Annotated in this window: 18 protein-coding genes and 1 tRNA gene; 12 read left to right on the forward strand and 7 right to left on the reverse strand. The window is 56.7% G+C overall.

Features of this window, described 5'->3' with window-relative positions; all coding sequences use genetic code 11:
- Positions 1-330 precede the first annotated feature (330 nt).
- The 4 genes from G7G_RS0115875 (at position 331) to G7G_RS0115890 (ending at position 4224) form a co-directional block, all read left to right on the forward strand.
- The gene (locus G7G_RS0115875; protein WP_010442428.1) at positions 331-1080 is read left to right on the forward strand and encodes a 5-oxoprolinase subunit B family protein; all 750 of its coding nucleotides are present in this window, start codon (positions 331-333) and stop codon (positions 1078-1080) included.
- Entirely contained in the window at positions 1077-2072 is a 996-nt protein-coding gene (locus G7G_RS0115880; RefSeq protein ID WP_010442429.1) for a 5-oxoprolinase subunit C family protein, read from the forward strand. The genes G7G_RS0115875 and G7G_RS0115880 overlap by 4 nt, the downstream gene beginning before the upstream one ends.
- A gap of 12 nt (positions 2073-2084) precedes the next feature.
- On the forward strand, positions 2085-2846 hold the full coding sequence (locus G7G_RS0115885) for a LamB/YcsF family protein (protein ID WP_010442430.1): 762 nt from the start codon (positions 2085-2087) through the stop codon (positions 2844-2846).
- Between the two features lie 130 nt (positions 2847-2976).
- Positions 2977-4224, forward strand: a complete 1248-nt coding sequence (locus G7G_RS0115890; RefSeq protein WP_010442431.1) for a hypothetical protein — start codon at positions 2977-2979, stop codon at positions 4222-4224.
- A gap of 64 nt (positions 4225-4288) precedes the next feature.
- On the opposite strand, the gene G7G_RS0115895 is transcribed toward G7G_RS0115890, so the two are convergent.
- Both G7G_RS0115895 and G7G_RS0115900 read right to left on the reverse strand, forming a co-directional pair.
- Positions 4289-5668, reverse strand: a complete 1380-nt coding sequence (locus G7G_RS0115895; protein ID WP_010442432.1) for a D-alanyl-D-alanine carboxypeptidase family protein — start codon at positions 5666-5668, stop codon at positions 4289-4291.
- 280 nt (positions 5669-5948) lie between these two features.
- Complete coding sequence (locus G7G_RS0115900; RefSeq protein WP_010442433.1) at positions 5949-6650, reverse strand: HAD family hydrolase; 702 nt, start codon at positions 6648-6650, stop codon at positions 5949-5951.
- Between the two features lie 94 nt (positions 6651-6744).
- Here G7G_RS0115900 and clpS point away from each other — a divergent pair, with 94 nt between their 5' ends.
- From clpS to hemF, 4 genes are read left to right on the forward strand one after another with little or no spacing between them, the layout of a single operon-like run.
- Positions 6745-7086, forward strand: a complete 342-nt coding sequence (gene clpS, locus G7G_RS0115905; RefSeq protein ID WP_010442434.1) for an ATP-dependent Clp protease adapter ClpS — start codon at positions 6745-6747, stop codon at positions 7084-7086.
- Positions 7087-7095: 9 nt separating this feature from the next.
- Positions 7096-8058 (forward strand): class I SAM-dependent methyltransferase, encoded by a 963-nt coding sequence (locus G7G_RS0115910; RefSeq protein WP_010442435.1) that lies wholly within the window; start codon positions 7096-7098, stop codon positions 8056-8058.
- Between the two features lie 37 nt (positions 8059-8095).
- Entirely contained in the window at positions 8096-8896 is an 801-nt protein-coding gene (locus tag G7G_RS0115915; RefSeq protein WP_010442436.1) for an SDR family NAD(P)-dependent oxidoreductase, read from the forward strand.
- A 5-nt stretch (positions 8897-8901) separates the two neighbouring features.
- Entirely contained in the window at positions 8902-9786 is an 885-nt protein-coding gene (gene hemF / locus G7G_RS0115920; protein ID WP_010442437.1) for an oxygen-dependent coproporphyrinogen oxidase, read from the forward strand.
- 3 nt (positions 9787-9789) lie between these two features.
- Here hemF and G7G_RS0115925 read toward each other — a convergent pair whose 3' ends face one another.
- Positions 9790-10197, reverse strand: a complete 408-nt coding sequence (locus G7G_RS0115925; RefSeq protein ID WP_010442438.1) for a hypothetical protein — start codon at positions 10195-10197, stop codon at positions 9790-9792.
- A 191-nt stretch (positions 10198-10388) separates the two neighbouring features.
- Between G7G_RS0115925 and G7G_RS0115930 the strand changes: the two genes are divergently transcribed.
- Together G7G_RS0115930 and G7G_RS0115935 are read left to right on the forward strand one after the other, a co-directional pair.
- Positions 10389-10901: a toxin-activating lysine-acyltransferase gene (locus G7G_RS0115930; RefSeq protein WP_010442439.1), complete on the forward strand. Its 513-nt coding sequence runs from the start codon at positions 10389-10391 to the stop codon at positions 10899-10901.
- 1 nt (position 10902) lies between these two features.
- Positions 10903-11814, forward strand: a complete 912-nt coding sequence (locus G7G_RS0115935; RefSeq protein WP_010442440.1) for a Hint domain-containing protein — start codon at positions 10903-10905, stop codon at positions 11812-11814.
- 3 nt (positions 11815-11817) lie between these two features.
- Here G7G_RS0115935 and modC read toward each other — a convergent pair whose 3' ends face one another.
- From modC to modA, 3 genes are read right to left on the reverse strand one after another with little or no spacing between them, the layout of a single operon-like run.
- A complete protein-coding gene (modC, locus tag G7G_RS0115940) occupies positions 11818-12909 on the reverse strand; it encodes a molybdenum ABC transporter ATP-binding protein (protein WP_010442441.1) in 1092 nt (363 codons plus the stop codon).
- Positions 12906-13598 carry a molybdate ABC transporter permease subunit gene (gene modB / locus G7G_RS0115945; RefSeq protein ID WP_010442442.1) on the reverse strand — a complete coding sequence of 231 codons (693 nt, stop codon included), beginning with the start codon at positions 13596-13598 and terminating at the stop codon, positions 12906-12908. The genes modC and modB overlap by 4 nt, the downstream gene beginning before the upstream one ends.
- Before the next feature lie 4 nt (positions 13599-13602).
- On the reverse strand, positions 13603-14355 hold the full coding sequence (gene modA, locus G7G_RS0115950; protein ID WP_010442443.1) for a molybdate ABC transporter substrate-binding protein: 753 nt from the start codon (positions 14353-14355) through the stop codon (positions 13603-13605).
- 189 nt (positions 14356-14544) lie between these two features.
- Between modA and G7G_RS0115955 the strand changes: the two genes are divergently transcribed.
- Together G7G_RS0115955 and G7G_RS0115960 are read left to right on the forward strand one after the other, a co-directional pair.
- Positions 14545-15798: an aminotransferase class V-fold PLP-dependent enzyme gene (locus G7G_RS0115955; RefSeq protein WP_010442444.1), complete on the forward strand. Its 1254-nt coding sequence runs from the start codon at positions 14545-14547 to the stop codon at positions 15796-15798.
- 84 nt (positions 15799-15882) lie between these two features.
- Positions 15883-15958 (forward strand) — tRNA-Val (locus G7G_RS0115960).
- A 152-nt stretch (positions 15959-16110) separates the two neighbouring features.
- On the opposite strand, the gene G7G_RS0115965 is transcribed toward G7G_RS0115960, so the two are convergent.
- The gene (locus G7G_RS0115965) at positions 16111-17352 is read right to left on the reverse strand and encodes a membrane dipeptidase (RefSeq protein WP_010442445.1); all 1242 of its coding nucleotides are present in this window, start codon (positions 17350-17352) and stop codon (positions 16111-16113) included.
- Positions 17353-17385 lie beyond the last annotated feature (33 nt).

The raw sequence follows: 17385 nt of genomic DNA on the forward strand, positions 1-17385 counted from the left end.
TTCAATTTCGCTTTTTATATCAATATATCAATAACTTACGAACTATCAATCTCACCGAAAACTGTTAAAAGCATCCTTCAAACCTATCAGGCATACCGCTCAGGTTTCAGTGCGTGTTGGTTCAAACCCTATATATAGTGAGTGCACTACGCCACCTCCACAAGACTGGACCGACTCGATGGGAAGCAGCGATTCATTTCCAATCCCGGAATCGCATCCAGCATCGGCGCCGCCGAGCGCATTGCCCAACTATCCTACAAGGCCTTGCGCATTGGCTATGGATAGGCTCAGGTCTCTCAGAAGTTCAACCGATACGCCTGTGACCGTGATATGACGACTGACACTAAGTTTCCCCTGCTACGAACCGTTGGATTAGACGGTCTGTTGGTGACTTTTGCGCAAACCATGTCCGAGCCATCCAACCGCGCCGCTCTGGCATTTCGCGGCGCGGTCGAAGAACAACAGATCGACGGTGTGCTTGAGACGTCGGCCTCGCTGGCATCTGCATTTATACGGTTCAATCCCTCAAGCCTGTCGCATCACGACATCGAAGAGTTGCTGCGCGCGATGTTGGACAGCCGCGATTGGTACGCCGCACCCTTGCCTGCGGGGCGACGATTCTGGAAAGTACCGACAGTCTACGGTACCGATCTTGCGCCACAGCTAGAAGACGCAGCGCTGGCAGCCGGATTGTCAACTGCAGACGCCATCGATCGTCTCAGCCAATCGCGCGTGCGGGTACTAACCATCGGGTTCGCTCCGGGCCAACCTTATCTTGGGCCACTAGGACCCGAATTCAACATTCCACGCCTGAAAGAGCTGACGCCAATGGTGCCCGAGGGGGCGTTGGTTCTGGCAATTTCGCAATTTGTTCTGTTCTCAGGGCCAACTCCAACCGGATGGCGCCATGTAGGGCAAACCGCTTTCCGTTGCTTTCGCCCGGACATGGAGCAGAGCTTTGCCCTCAACCCCGGTGATGAGATGCAGTTCATCTCTGTCTCGCGCGAGGAACTTGAGGATATCCGGAGAACCTGCACCGATGGTTCTGGCGGTGCGAGTTGCAAGGAGATCACGGCATGACGCTGATCGTCCATCGCATCGGTCCAGCTTGCACGGTTCAGGATCAAGGGCGTACTGGGTATCTGGATCAAGGCCTGTCACGTTCGGGTGCCGCAGATGTAATGGCGCTTTACGAAGGAGCCGCCTTACTGGGTAACGCCCCAGACTGCGCAGCACTGGAAATGGCGGGGATCGGGGGCGAGTTCGAGGCAACCGTGCCAACCGCCATCGCGCTAACCGGCGCACCTATGCAGGCCAGTATCGATGGCAGCCCGGTTCTGTGGAATGCCTCGCACCAGATGGAGGTCGGACAGCGACTGGTTATCGGGTCGGTTCAACAGGGCAGTTATGGGTATCTACACTTGGGCGGCGGGGTCGAGACCGAAATGACACTGGGCTCTCGCGCGGCACATCTGACCGCCAGGATCGGGCGCGCTGTTCGGGCCGGCGATCGACTGCCCGCACCTGGAGCAGGAACGACGGGCCTGAAGTTGCGTGCCGACGATAGATTCTCGGGAGGCTTGCTGCGGGTCGTGGCCAGCTTTCAGACTGCGCTGTTCGATGAAGGTACACTTGCGCGGTTTACACGAACGACTTTCTACCGTGGCGCCCGGGCCAACCGGATGGGCATGCAGCTAGATAGCGAAGGCGACGGCTTCGCTGCCAAAGGCCAGTTAGACATCCTTTCAGAAGTTATAACCCCCGGCGATATACAGATGACCGGTACCGGTGCACCCTTCATCTTACTTCCCGAATGCCAGACCACCGGAGGCTACCCGCGCATCGCAACCGTCCTACCCTGTGATCTGCCCCGCGCGGCACAGACCCCGGCGGGGGGCGAGGTTCGGTTCGAGTTTGTATCGATGGAACAAGCTGTGACACTACAAGCCGCTTTTGACGCCGAACTGGCCCGCATACCGGGGCGCGTCGAACCCTTGGTCCGCGATCCACATGACATCCCGGACCTTCTGTCCTACCAATTGATCAGCGGAATGATCTCCGCCACCGAATAAGGAGTTATCGCGATGCCGAGCGTCGATCTGAATGCAGATATGGGCGAGAGCTTTGGCCCCTGGAACATGGGGGATGATGAAAGTCTGCTGAAGATCATCACTTCGGCCAATATCGCCTGTGGCTTTCACGCCGGTGACCCGGATGTGATGGCCAAGACCATGACTCTGGCGACCGAGAACGGTGTTGGTATTGGCGCGCATCCCGGTTTTCCCGATCTACAGGGGTTCGGGCGTCGAAACATGAAAGTGCCTCATGACAGTTTGCGCAATCTTGTGCGTTATCAACTCGGATCGGCCATCGGTATGGCCAAGGCCGTAGGTACAAAAGTCCGGCACCTCAAATTGCACGGCGCACTGGCCAATATGTGCTCGGCCGATATCGACATGGCGCGCGCCTGTTATCAGGGCGCGCTGGATGTCGACCCCGACATCATCATAATGGTGCTTGCGGTGACCAAGCAGGAAGCAGCTGTGCGCGAGCTAGGTTGCAAATGGGTGGGTGAGATCTTTGCGGATCGCGCCTACAACGACGACGGCACGCTGGTAGACCGGTCCTTGCCGGGGGCGGTCATCCATGATCCCGCGATGGCAGGGCCGCGCATACTGAACATGGTGAAAGAAGGTGCGATAATCACCGAATCCGGCAAGCGGCTAGAGACTTCAATTGATACGATATGCCTGCATGGTGATGGCCCGACGGCGGTTCAGATCGCGCACTCCGTGCGCGAGAACCTGATCGCAGGCGGTGTCGAGGTCACAAAGTTCATCCGCTAGTCACAACAACGTAACTTTGGAACCCCATCTCCAAACTGTTGCCCATGCAGGCCTTAGCGCCTAGCATGAGTGGCAAGTGCATGATCTGACTACCACAAATCCAAGCAACGCGCCGCAAGGAGATGAGCCTATGTCTTTCGATCTGATGTCCTACCAGCCAAGGGGCGACAAGAAAAACTCGGACTTCTTCACCGAATATCTGCCCAGGATTTACGAGCGTCGCATCAGCTCGGGCATCGCGGATCAGGTAGGCGCGATGCGCGCGATCGTCATTCAGGTTGAAACCGATGCGCTGTTCGACACGTTGGTCGAACTTTATGTAATGACCCCCTATCGCCATACTGCCAGCTATCTGGGCCAGACGCATAAGTTCGCGGTCATGCACTCACATGCCGATTACCCGGCGCTGATCCTGATGGCTCCGCTCAGTTCGGCGTTCGAAGATTTCATTCCCCGCATCAACAGAATGTACCCGCTGGCGCGCGGCACGCCTCAGACGCGCTACGTGGGTGAGATTTACGGCGCCACCGATTTGAAGAACCTGACGGGAACGCTGGAGGATCAGAATATTCGGTTCGAATATTCCGGGGATACGGAAAACCCATTCTACACGTTGGACGGTTACCGGTTTACGACGCCGTCGGATTTCACGTGCAACCGCGTCGGCTATTCAACGCATGATTTCAACGACACCGACAGTCTGGGGCTTGGCGATCGCGTGATGCTGAGCGATGCGGAACAAGCGCGGCTGGATCAGGCCGCAGCCTTTGGCGCCGACAGCAAAATCTCTCCGCTGATGCTGGGGATCGATCACCTCGCCACGCGGGTTCTCGCTGGAGAGCGCGAGGACGCGATCCTTGAGTTTCTGACCATGGTCCCCTATTATTTCTGGGGGGCGTACAACATCTTTGACATGAACTCGTCAACCAACGTGAACCGTAACGCCAATGTGGATGACGACAAGAAATCCCCCGCCAAGGTCTTCACTGCCAACAACACGCCATCCTTCGTAAATTCCTTCGCCAAACTGCCGATGCCGACCGAGGATTTCGTGCGCAACTTTGGACGCCGCCTGCACCACATGGCAGTCGAGATTCAGGATGGTGATCATGCCGCAGGTGAGAAAAATGTCGATTTCGTAGTGAATACACTCAAAGACAAAGGTGTGCCATTTCTTGCCCATGTGGTGGGCGAGTGCAAAGACGATCCGAATCTTAAACAGATCTTCTCGAAGCACTCGAAACATACATTGCTGATCACTGAGTATATCGAGCGCTGCCATCACTATGATGGCTTCTTTACCAAAGACAATGTTGCTGCCCTGACCGCTGCCGCCGGGCAGGACGAACAGTACCAGCATGGTCACGTTTTCGACTGATCGGATGAAAAAAGGGCTGCGAGATCATCGCAGCCCAGACCCATCCAGGAGAGTATGTCGGGTCTTATGACGGCCCGATCATGAAACATGTGACGTTGCGCGCCTGCAACCGGCGGCAAGCCAGATCGGCCTGTTCGCGGGTCATGCCCTGAAAGGTCGCATCAAACCCGCGCGCGCTTTGGTTCACCTTGCGCAAAGTGCCTTCCAAAGTGGTCATTTCCGACAGCGCGGTTTTCAACAGAACTTTCTCGGCCTCGTATCGCGTGGTGTATCGGCCCACATTGACACCCCACAGGTGACCGCCGGATGTTGACAGGCGGGTAACCACTTCGGGTTCCGGCTCTGGCTGTCTGGCCGGTTCAACCGAGGCCAGAACCACATCCTCAGGCCGCGAAACCGGTCGTGTTGCGCTGTCCGCAGGTGCGATATCCGCTGCAGCGATGGCGGCAGCAATACCGTCTTGAATACGGGAACCATTTTTCTCGGCCGTTTCGGCAACTGCACCTGCAACTTGCACAGCAGAGGCTTCCGTAGGACGCAGTACCGGGCGCAAGCTTTTCTTCGGTGGACCAACCTGAGCGACCTGTACAGCGCCCAAGCCCGCATTACCTGCATAGGATGGGCGGGCTGGCTTGCGGATTGGAGCACGCGAAGGTGCGCGGCGGAAGCCCATATCCAGAAGCTCCGCTACACGCGCATTGCGCGATGCGCCGGACTTGCCGCCGAAGACCGTGGCAATGATGCGTTCATCCTTGCGCTTGGCCGAAGCAACCAGGTTAAATCCGGCCGCGCGAGTATAGCCGGTCTTGATCCCATCTGCACCTTTATAGGCAGCCAGCAGCCGGCGGTTGGTGTTCGGAACGGTCTTGATCCCGGCATGCGTCGATTGGCGCGAGAACAGGTTGTAATACTGCGGGTAATCGTACAGCAAATGACGGCCCAGCGTGGTCATGTCGCGCGCGGTGGACAAGTGACCCGACTCGGTCAGGCCATGAGCGTTCTTAAAAGTCGTCCGGCTCATCCCCATCGCCTTGGCGGTACGGGTCATACGACGGGCAAAGGCCGCCTCGGATCCGCTAAGCGCGATACCAATTGCTGTAGCTGCATCATTGGCCGATTTCACTGCTGCTGCCCGGATCAGATACCGAAACGCGATTCGCTGGCCGGTACGCAACCCCAGCTTGGACGGAGGTTCAGCCGCCGCCTTCTTGGTGATCCGAACCTGAGTGTCCAATGTGATCTCACCATTCCGCACCGCCTCAAACGCGATGTAGAGCGTCATCATCTTGGTCAGCGATGCCGGATGGAGCCGCGTGTCGGCATTGCGGGAATGCAGCACTTCCCCGGTGCGCGCGTCAATAACCATCGCCGCGTAGGGGGCAGCCATGCCCTGAAGTGGCGCAAAAGAAAGCAGCCACAGAAATGCTATAAGGAATAAGCCCATTCGGGCCGGAACTGTCCGCCGAATCTGCACGATCTTTGCCTCTGTCTGCCTCGCGCCGCCGGGTTTTCCCGGTCAGCAATTTTTGTTTTGATATTGGTCAGGCTAACACAGGGACGGGCTTAAAGAAACTGAAAGCTGCGTGTCGTTACACCCACTCCGACCCATCACTGCACTACATGTGGTAGTAGTTGCGCGCCCAGACACCAAACCCGCGATTACGCCAAAAATCAGGCAAGCCAATCCATCGAATTTTTCGCAACTGATGTGAAACGGCAACAGGTCAGGAAATCCGGGCAACCAGAGCCGAGAGATCGCCCAGATCGCGCAACTCACAAAATCTGGGATTGCCGGCCGGAGTTTCAGCCTTCTCAATTTCCCAGACCAGCCCGTGGGGCACATACACGCCCCAGCACCCCGCTTCGATGGGCGCCACCACGTCAGACCGCATCGAGTTTCCGATCATCATCGAGGCCTCGGGACCATCCCCATGCTGCGCGAAAATCGTCGAATAAGTCGCCGCTGTTTTCTCGGACACGATTTCGATCCCGTCAAATAACTCACCCAATCCGGATTGCGCCAGCTTACGCTCCTGATCGATCAGGTCGCCCTTGGTGATCAGCAAAACCCTGTGCGTCTCGGCCACCGACTCGATGGCCTCGCGCGCATGGGGGAGCAGTTCGATGGGATGCGCCAGCATCTCCTGCCCCGCTTCAACAAGTTGGCGGATAACGCGCGCAGGGACGCGATCTTCGGTCACCTCGATCGCTGTCTCGATCATAGACAGGGTAAAACCCTTGATGCCATACCCATAGTGCTGGATGTTCCGCTTTTCAGCGGCAAGAAGACGTTCCATCAGGTGATCGCGCTCGGCGTGATCGGCCAGCAATTCGGCAAAATAGGTCTGCGTCAGTTGAAAAAACCGCTCATTATGCCACAGCGTGTCATCCGCATCGAACGCGATTGTGGTCAATTTGTCCTGCATTGCGATTCCGACTCGTAGCTCTTTTCTCTGACCACAGTGACGTTATATAAGCCCTCAAACAAACCGAAGCTTGAATCGGGATTCTCTTACAGTAATGCGCGAACACCAGTGGATCATGTCGGACAAGGACGACCAGGACGACGACACGTCGGTCATGGTGCAAACGCGTCCCAAGACCAAGCGGCCTCCACTGTATAAGGTGTTGCTGCTGAATGACGATTACACGCCGATGGAGTTTGTGGTGCATGTGCTGGAACGGTTCTTCGGCATGACCCATGCGCAGGCGTTCGAAATCATGCTGACCGTGCACAAGAAAGGCGTCGCAGTGGTTGGCGTGTTCAGCCATGAGATTGCCGAAACCAAGGTCGGGCAAGTGATGGATTTCGCGCGCAGGCATCAGCACCCGCTGCAATGCACCATGGAACGCGAAGAATAACGCGCGGCCATGTCTCCTCGCCTTGAACTTGCCCTAAGCAGCGGGCTCAGCCTGTCACAACCTCTGACCGTGCTGGCCCCAACCCCCAATAACGATCTGTCGGACCTGCCGCACGAGACGCAGGTGGTACAACCCTTCAAACCCTTTCACGATCATTTTGCCGCGCAAGGTTTTGTGGCAACGCCCAACAGTGACGCGCCCAGCCAGGATGCTGTCGTCTTCCTGCCGCGTGCCAAAGCGCTGGCCCGGGCGTTGGTTCATCAGGCTTGCAGCCGCGCCAGCGGGATCATTGTGGTGGACGGGGCCAAAACCGATGGCGTCGACAGTTTGCTGAAAGACATCCGCAAGCGGGTCGCAATCAACGGGCCGATTTCGAAAGCGCATGGCAAGATTTTCTGGTTTCAGTCTGATGCGGACGCGTTTGCCGACTGGGCTGCGCCTGAAAACCAAATGGTCGACGGATTCCACACCGCACCCGGTGTGTTTTCCGCTGACGGTATCGATCCTGCCTCAGCCCTGCTGCAGAGGTCTCTGCCAACCAAGCGCGTTACGCGCATTGCTGATCTGGGCGCAGGCTGGGGCTTTCTGTCCGCCGGGCTGATCGACGACACCTTGCACAGCCTGCATTTGGTTGAGGCGGATCACACCGCACTCACCTGTGCCCGCTCCAACGTCACCGACCCTCGTGCGCAGTTCCACTGGGCCGACGCAACCAATTGGACCGCACCCGAGCCACTGGACATGGTGATCATGAACCCGCCGTTTCACACCTCGCGCAGTGCTGACTCGGCCCTTGGGCAGGGATTCATCGCAAACGCCGCACGAAACCTAACACGCAACGGGCAACTCTGGATGGTTGCCAATCGCCACCTACCCTACGAAGCCACCCTGGCCGAGTTCTTCACGCGCGTTGAAGAAGTCGCAGGAGACAACCGATTCAAGGTATTTCATGCCTCTCGCCCTCGGGGCTGAGGCCCGCTAACCTGCGCCAGAACTCAGGAGGATTCGCATGTCCTTTTCAATCGCGGGCAAGACCGCAATCGTCACCGGCGGTGCCAACGGCATCGGGCTTGCCATCGGGCGGCATTTTGCGGATGCAGGTGCCAATGTCATGTTTGCCGACATGGATGAAAAACGCCTGTCTGAAGAGCTGGGTGAACAGGTGGATGACAGCAATATCCGTTATTTTGCGGGCGATCTGCGCGAAAAGCTAACCATCGCCAACCTACTCTCGGCAACGCTGGATGCTTTCGATCAAGTGGATATCCTGATCAATGGCGCACGGCAGGTCATCCCTTCAGACCCGCTCGACGCGGATGATGACTCGGTCCGTACATTGTTGAACCAGAACCTGATGCCTGCGCTGAGACTGAGCCAACTGATCGCCAAGCGGTTCATCAAACAGGCTGATGGTGACACCGAGAACCCTGCAGGTTCGATCATCAACCTGTCCTCGATTGCTGCGCGCCGAACCCACCCGGACCTGATGGCCTACTCGGTCTCAACAGCCGCGCTGGATCAGATGACCCGTTCGCTTGCTGTAGCATTGGCGCCGAGCCGCATCCGCGTGAACTCAATTGCTCTGGGATCGGTAATGAGCGCCTCGTTGCAATCCACATTGAAGGAAAATCGCGACTTCCGTGATGATATCGAAAAACACACGCCCCTGGCGCGAATTGCAGCACCTAACGAACTGGCCGAAACAGCGCAGTTCCTTGCATCGGATGCCGCGGGTTTCATGACAGGGCAAATCCTGACCATTGACGGCGGCCGCACCCTGCTAGACCCGGTCGCGGCACCAGCTCATTGACATCGATGTTTGACACAGAAAAAAACACCGCCTCCGCATGGTTTCGCCAATTGCGCGATGAGATCATCATGGCGTTCGAAGCGCTTGAGGAAAGCCACGCCGCTGGCCCATTCTCAGACAATCAACCGGGCCGTTTTGAAGTGAAAGAAACCACCCGCCAATCCGACGATGGCTCGGACGCTGGTGGCGGCTTGATGTCCGTTATCCGCGGCGGTCGCGTGTTCGAAAAAGTGGGCGTTAATGTTTCAACCGTTTACGGCACACTAGGCGAACGCGCGCAGAATGCGATGGCTGCGCGCAAGGGCATTCCCGGAATGAAAGATGACCCGCGTTTCTGGGCGTCTGGCATCAGCCTGGTGGCACATATGCAGAACCCGCATGTGCCTGCGGTTCACATGAACACACGAATGTTTTGGACACCGCATGCCTGGTGGTTCGGTGGCGGGTCCGACCTGAACCCTTGCATCGAATATGACGAGGACACCTCTCATTTCCACGCCACTCAAAAGGCTCATTTGGATCCGCATGGTGCGGCGCATTATCCACGCCTCAAAGATTGGGCCGATGAATATTTCTACATCCCCCACCGCAAACGCGCACGAGGTGTTGGTGGGATATTCATGGATGACTATTGTACTGGCGACTGGCAGGCAGATTTCTCCCTGACCCAGGATATTGGCCGCGCATTCCTTCCAGCGTTCTTTCCTCTGGTCGAGAAGCGTCGAATTCTGAGTTTCAATGACACGGACAAGACTACGCAGCTTGTACATCGTGGCCTCTATGCGGAATACAATCTGGTTTACGACCGTGGCACCAAGTTTGGTCTGGAAACCGGGCATGATCCCGATGCCGTTCTCATGAGCCTGCCGCCGCTGGCGAAATGGATCTGATGGTCAGAAACCAAAATCTATGAAATTGTCATAACAATATCCCTGAGCCGACCCTGCCGTCATATTTGCTCCTACGGTTTTGACCGTGACGGAATATGTTGTGACATCTTCAGCCCCTTCAGGCGGTGACAGAGAAAATTGCACCGTACGGGCACCTCTCTCATAGGGTTTCGAGATATAGATACGTTGGGTCGCCGATGTCCGTAGCGTCCTGATCGCAAAATCACCGATCCCGCACCAATAGGCCACCGGCGCTGATGTACCGATCGCAGCCACCTCGTAGGTGCCATCATTCAATGGCGTGACTGTTGTTCGAAATGCGGGCCGCACACCTACGCCGAAGCCAACGGCTTGTGAAAGTGTGGGGGACACCAAAGCAGCCACCAGGCATGCAAGCTTCAGAATTCGCATATCCAATACCTCATTCGATAACTTCGATCGACGCCGTCAAAGCGTGAATTCAATCAATAACATACCATGACAGCATTCTTGCTTCTGGTACAATGTCGAATTCGTGCGCTCTTGGTTACCCACCATGAATATCCTTTCATTGAATATGATCCGCGCTATGATCTGAGGAACCGTAGTTTCCAGAGTGACCCGTGCAGACGTCATTTCCAAAAGACTGGTTCGACATTTCACCTGAAAAATACGCCGATTTCGGTGCAGTGTTTTATCTCGCGGCACTGACCAAAACACATCGGGATCGCAACTTAGGTCAGGCGCTTTATGCCTTTGAAACGCCCTTGCGTCTGGGGCAGTATCATATCTTTCGGCAAAACGGATTTCCGCGCGGGTTTGTGACTTTCGCCGGTCTAAGCCCTGAAGCCGAACATCGCTATGCGGTACAGGAACAGCCGTTGAATGACACCGATTTCACCAGCGGTACGTCTTTCTGGATCATCGACATGGTCGCTCCGTTTGGTCAGACCAACCAAATTGTCGAGATGCTAAAACGCGAGATCCCACATCCCCGGGTGCGCACTAACCGGATGGACAGCGACCTGACCCAAAACCGAATCGTCGAATGGACCCGTGACCAGAACGCTGAGGTGCACATGCGCCTTTACAGAAAAAATGAATTCGCGCGAGTGCTAGAGCAGGAGGGATCATAACATGGTCTCGATAGTCGGCGATACAACAGGTTCGGTGACAGATGATCCACCGAATGTGGCAACCGGTGATCTTGATATTACCAGCGGTGCCACCATCGTCTCGCAGGACTGGTCAATCCAGACGCCGCCCGATCACGGGACAGCCAGCATAGATCCAGCTACAGGCGAATGGACCTATACGGTCGACCCTACCTTTTTCGACAGTTTGGATAATGGCGAAATCGTCACCGATACGTTCACGGTTGAAGTCAACGCCGTCGTCAGCGTCTTCGGCTTTAATTTTAATGCAGCTCCGGAAACAACCGATGTCACCATCACAATTGAAGGTGTGTGTTTTACTGCAGGCACGTTGATCGAGACCGAAGTCGGTTCGCAACCGATCGAAACTCTTCAGGTGAATGACGAAGTGTTGACCGCCGATCACGGCTTGCAGCCCATCCGCTGGATCGAAAGCAGCCGATTGGACCATGGGCGATTACGTGCGAACCCCTCAATGCGACCGGTGCGGCTTACTGCAGGCAGTCTTGGGCCAGATATTCCATCCCGTGATCTTCTGGTCTCTCAACAGCATCGAATTCTGATAAGTGGTCCCAAGGTCCAGATGCTATTTGGTGCGCCCGAAGTATTGGTCGCCGCAAAACACCTTTGCTCCTGGCCGGGCATCGATATCGAAACAAGCGACCAGCCTGTCGAGTATTTGCATATCCTTTTGGACAGGCACGAGATTCTAACCGCCGAAGGGGCGCCAGCTGAAAGCCTATTTCTGGGTGAAGAAACTCTTTACACGCTTTCGTCTGACGCATTGCAAGAACTCGTCGAGATTTTCCCCGACCGCGCGACAGACGAACACAACGGATTCGGAAATGCCGCGCGCCTTATTCTGCGCGAGCATGAGGCACGCGCGCTTGCCTAATCCTTAGACGACCCGCCCACCAACATCCTGTGGGGCCAGCGCGACAGTCTTGATCACCGCATAACAACTGCTGCCCTGCTGCAACCCCAAGGCCGCGACTGAGCGCCGGGTCACGCGGGCTAGAACAATCCCAGCAGGTGTGTTGACCGACACAATGGCACCAGGCCCTTCGCCTGGCCGTATCTTTTCGACCTGCCCCGAAAGCACGTTCAGCGCTGACAGCCCTTCTGGCGGTCTGTTCGACAAGATCACCTCTTGCGCAGGGATACGGATACGCAGGTCTTCGCCGATACGGTGCGCAATGCGCGGCAGGAACAACCGCGCCCCGCCTGCGTCCAATTCAGATAAACCATCATTGTGATGAGCCGCCACGCGAACGCTTAGCACCGCACCCACGGCGCGCACACCGGCGGGGGCAACTGACGGGTCGGCCAGCACTTCGGATGCAGGGCCAAAGCGTACCACCTGCCCATCCTGAAGCGCCACGACCGACGTCGCCAACCGCGCAACCTCGGCTGCCGAATGTGTTACATAAAGGATTGGAACCGAGACCTCATCCCTTAACCGCTCAAAATAGGGCAGGATTTCCGCCTTCCTCGCATCGTCAAGTGCCGCCAAGGGCTCGTCTGCAAGAATCAGGCGCGGGCTGGCCAACAAGGCGCGGCCAATGGCAACGCGCTGTTTCTCACCGCCCGACAGCATAGCCGGGCGCCGATCCAGCAGGTGGCCGATGCCCAACATCTCGATCACGCGATCCGGGTTTTCGCGCTGTACTTCGCGCGGGGCAAACCAACGACCATAGTTCAGATTCTGACGCACAGTCAGATGCGGGAACAATCGGCCTTCCTGAAAGATGTATCCCAATCGCCGCCGATGTGGCGGCAGCCAAACCCCGCAATCCGTGTCGAACAAAACCCAATCACCCACTGCAACACGTCCCGCTTGGGGACGCAGCAACCCGGCTACGGCATTGACCACCGTGGTCTTCCCGGAACCCGAGCGCCCAAAAAGGACTGTGACACCCGGAGGCGCTTCAAAATCCAAATCGAGCGCAATAGCCGGCAGATTATGTTGCATGCGAACAGACAGACTCATGACCCTGCCACCCGTTTGGCCACACGGCGGCCCACATATTCTGACAAGAGCAGCGCCCCCATGGCGACTATGATCGAGATGATCACCAATCGCGTCGCCGCCGCCTCACCCCCGGGCACCTGCAAAAACGCATAGACGGCGGAAGGCAGAGTCTGGGTCTGGCCCGGTATATTTGAAACAAAAGTGATCGTGGCCCCGAACTCTCCCATCGCTTTGGCAAAGGCCAGTATTGCGCCTGCGATAACCCCAGGCAGGATCATCGGCAGCGTCACCGTTCCAAAGACCATCAGACGCGACGCACCCAACGTAGCCCCGGCCTGCTCCAGTTTGGGATCCACCGCCTCAATCGACAAACGGATCGCGCGCACCATCAGTGGAAAGGCCATGATCCCAGCTGCAAGCGCCGCACCGGTCCAGCGGAACGCGAAAACGATACCAAGCTCGGCCAACGGCCCACCCAGCGGCCCCTGAATGCCGAATGTCAGCAGCAACAGATAGCCGGTTACGACCGGAGGTAGGATCAGCGGCAAATGCACCAGACCATTCAACACTTGCCGCCCCGGAAAGCGCCAACGCGCCAAGGCGTAGGCCACGAAGATTCCGAATGGCAGCGTTATTAGCGTCGCCCAGAGCGACACGCGCAACGACAGGTGCAACGCCTCGATCTCTGCTGGTCCCAACCACCCCATCTCGTCACCCGTCCGGCAGGGTGAAACCCTGCCTCAGAAACTCTGCCTGCGCGGTTTCTCCTTGCAGATAGGTCAGAAATGCCTGCGCATCTGGATTTGCGGTGCGGGTCAGGGCTGCAGGGTAGACAATTGTCGGATAATGCTCAGGCGGGATTGTTCCGATCACACCCACCCGATCCTCGGCAATTGCATCTGAACGATACACAATTCCCAGCGGTGCAGCACCCGTCGCCACCAGCGCCAGTGCTGCGCGAACATTATCTGTCTGTGCGATCTGGTACTGTACTTCGTTCCACATGCCCAAACCCTGCAAGGCAGCCTTGCCATAGATACCTGCAGGAACGGCATCGACCAATGCCAACGCCAGATAACCCCCATCCAACTGGGAGAGCAGATCAAACCCAGCTCCAATTTCGGCGGTTTCCGAACTCGGCGTGCCAATCAGCACCAACCCGTTGCTTAGCAAGTCCACCCGCGAAGCAGTATCGATCAAATCTTCGCTTTGCAGCACATCCATCCACTCTTCATTGGCCGATATGAACAGATCTGCAGGGGCCCCAACCTGAATCTGCCGCGCCAATACCGATGAAGCGGCGTAAGACACTGTGACATTGTACCCGGTTTCTTCCTCAAACCCGGGTGCGATGGCATCCAGTGCGGTCTTGAGGCTGGCCGCGGCAAAGACCAGCACCCCCTCGGCCCGAACCGGAGCTGCGATCAGCGTGCATAACGCCAGAGCCGCAATCAGACAGCGCATCTTGTGCCTCCGGTTCAAAGGGTTGCAGTCTCTCTGGGCATATCGGAGGCGACACGGGGCAGGCAAGGCCCTTTCCCGGCGCAAGGAGACATCTGGTTCTACTACGACACGCGTTTCTGTCGCAATTGGGATTGAACCCGGCAGGCATTCAGGCTGATGTGAGCCAAACCAAGACAGGAACCGTTGAACATGCTGCACCAGACTCCCGGACTGATTGAAGAAATCCGCTCACGCTTTGCCCATGTCGACGCCTGCCCGTTTCAGGGGCCACGCATTTTCTTTGAAAATGCAGGCGGTGCACTGACCCTGAATACGGTGATCGACACCTCGGCCAAATTCGCTGCGATCCCGGATAATCAGGGGCGGGACAACGTCGCCAGTCATGCGCTGGTCGATATCATCAACCGCGCGAAGGCAGATTTATCTGTCTTCATGAACGCCTCGGAAGGTCAGTTCTTTGTCGGCGAAAGCGGGACAGAGCTGCTGTTCCGCATGATCCGCACGGCCTGCGTGAATGCACCGAAGGGGGGTAAGGTGATCGGCAGCTCCATCGAACACCCCGCAAGTCGCAGCGCCGCACGCAGATGGGCTGAAATCGCCAGCCTTGACTATGTCAATGTGCCCCATGACGACGCAACGGGCCTTGTCACCGCCGAAGACTATGCTGCGCTGATGACCCCGGATGTGGCCGTCGCCACGATCCTGCACGCCTCGCCTGTAACGGGCATGGGGATGGATGTGGCTGCCATAGCGCGTGTCATCCGCGCTGTCGCACCCGATTGCTTCATAATCGTCGACGGCATTCAGCACGCAGCCCATGGCCAGATGGATATCGATAGCTACGACGTCGATGGCTATGCGATCTCGCCTTACAAAGTGTTCTCACGTCACGGTTATGGCATCGCCTGGATCTCGAACCGCTTAACCGCCCTGCCACACGACCAGCTGATCGACGCCCCAGCAAACGGATGGGAATTTGGCACTAGAGACACCGGCTCATACGCCGCGATGACCGACGTGGTCGGCTATTTCGACTGGCTCGGCGGACAGGTCTCGGAGGAAACCGATCGCAGGGACCGCATCCGGGCCGCCGGCCATGCGATACACGCCTACGAAACACACCTGACCAATGCTATGATCAAAGGTACAGGCAACCTGCCCGGTCTGAGCGATATGGACCACATCACGATCCTGGCTGGTGCCGATAATCCCGCGCGCGAAGGTCTGGTCTCGATCACTGTCGAGGGTTTTCCGTCGGCGGATGTGGTGACCCGGCTGAACCAACAAGGCATCCGTACCCATACCCGAAAAGCGGACCACTACAGCGGCAATGTGCTGATACCTTTAGGCCTGAACGACTGTATCCGCATCTCGCTGTGCCACTACAACACCGAACATGAGGTCGCGCAGCTCTTGGCCGCTCTCAAGGACATGAAACTCTGATCTGTAGCGCGATACAAATTTGCAGAAGAAATTGTGCCCTACCCTCTTGCGCCCGCGCACGGGCTTAGCTACATGAGCCCTCACGGGTGATTAGCTCAGTTGGTAGAGCGCTTCGTTTACACCGAAGATGTCGGGAGTTCGAGTCTCTCATCACCCACCATCCTTTCCCCACAATGTACCAAGAATTTTGTTGGCTCGCTCCGGCTTGCTGTCCTGCGCGTGAAGCTGTCTTCTCTGCGCCTTTACCACCTTTGATGGGAAAAGAATTCTCCAAGAGAGCTGATTTGGGCCCTGGAAAAATACACGGGCGGATCAACGCGAATAGAACCCATCACGAAGTTCTTGCCTCAAGCGCAGACGCTCGGGGTATTCTTGCAGGAATTGCTCAGGCGGTTTGCCTTCCCAAACTTGCGCATAAACTCGCATCTTGTTGCCACCATAAATCTTTGCAAGGTCCTCGTTTGAGTAGCCTCGCGCCCAAAGGTCATCGGTAATCGCTGCAAGGATTTTGGCAAGTTCTCCGTTACCGGTGGCTCCTTTGTTGAACGCGTCGATCATGTAGCCGCCATCATCGTACATGCTCGCGTTTGCAGTTGCGAATTGTACAACAAGCTCGGTCGAAAACATGTCGTCCGTTGCGATCCCGACATGGTCGATCCCGACAAGTTGGACATAGTAGTCGATCATATCAGCAGCCTGCTTGGGCGAGATATCCTCGGGCCAAACACCGTCCATCATCCATTCGGTGAAGGTCGGAGAAATATAACCACCTGATTGGGCCGCGCGTAGCGCTTCGTCGTCCGGAATGGCTCGATAGCATCCACGTGGCGTGGCGTTAGGTTCGTTCGCATAAAGCCCAGCTGGGACAGAGTGCGTATAGACATAAGGCACGCCAGGATAGGTCTCATCCATATAGTTCATGGCGTCGTTGGCCGTTTTTGAACCCGTGTGGCTTAGGTCGAGCAGGATACCGAACCGTACCATTTCATCGATGACCGACTTCCCCCAAGGCGTCAGACCAATGTCGCGCCCGTTATAGGCCGCCAACTGCCCCGATCCGGTTCGGAAAATGTCATTGTAAGCCAGGATCATACTTTTGATCCCCATATCCTTTAGCAATGCCATTTTCTTAAGATCACCGTTCAGGATTGTGGCGGTTTGGCTGTTCCAGATGACGGCCGTCTTACCTTGTAAATGGGCGGCTTCGATATCTCGGGTTTCATTGACGATCAGGTAGTTTTCCGGTTGCTGCGCCATTGCCGAGCGAAAGTGATAATGCTGTTCAAGCAGGGTTTCAAAGGTCATATCTGCTGCCGCGAGCGTCATTTCGTGCCCCGTAATGCCGTTGTCCCGAGCACGCGCGAAGTAAGTATGAAGCTGGTCGTAGTCGGTCCAACCAGTGCCGTAGGGGCTGGCCAACATGCCGAGGACGATTGTGTCTTGCACGAATTGCTTCGCCTCTTCTGACGCATCCCATGTCTTGCTTTCTTCGCTCGCGTGCAGTGCGCCACTAAAAGTGATCGCGATAGCGCTTACGGCCAACAGGGTCTTCATGACAGAACCTCCCTAACTGTTTTGTTATTAGCG

This window comes from Ruegeria conchae, from assembly GCF_000192475.1.
Classification (GTDB): Bacteria; Pseudomonadota; Alphaproteobacteria; order Rhodobacterales; family Rhodobacteraceae; genus Ruegeria; species Ruegeria conchae.